This is a genomic window from Parapedobacter sp. ISTM3 (genome assembly GCF_016533505.1).
Taxonomy (GTDB): Bacteria; Bacteroidota; Bacteroidia; order Sphingobacteriales; family Sphingobacteriaceae; genus Parapedobacter; species Parapedobacter luteus.
In genome coordinates this window covers 1-331 of record NZ_JAENGN010000084.1, presented here as the reverse complement: position 1 = coordinate 331, position 331 = coordinate 1, and the positions used below count along the sequence as shown (strand labels likewise).

General features: G+C 45.6%; 1 pseudogene. It reads right to left on the bottom strand.

What is annotated here, in order from left to right:
* Positions 1–331 (bottom strand): annotated as a pseudogene (locus tag JHJ32_RS22735) (conjugative transposon protein TraJ); the annotation flags it as partial.

Below are 331 nucleotides of genomic sequence, written 5' to 3'. Positions count from 1 at the left end.
TGCCTGAAAGAGTATTTCCAGTAGATTGCGAAACCAATCCTTTATGGCTTTCTCAATCTTGTAGGCTTGCCTGTCCATATACATACCCGCCATTGTTCCAATGTCGGAGGGCGACCATCCCAGTTCATCCAGTTTTTTATCAAACTCTTCGTCTGATACCATATAGGCAGTTTCGGGGTTCCTTACCATTGCCTCGTATTCCAACTGGTCTTTCTGCTGTTGCAGCTTGTTCAGGTCAAGCACCTGGTCTTCGAGTATTTGGTGGGTTCCTACTACCACGGGGCTTAATACCGCATTGATGGTTCCCAAAACAATGGTTGGAAAGAACATT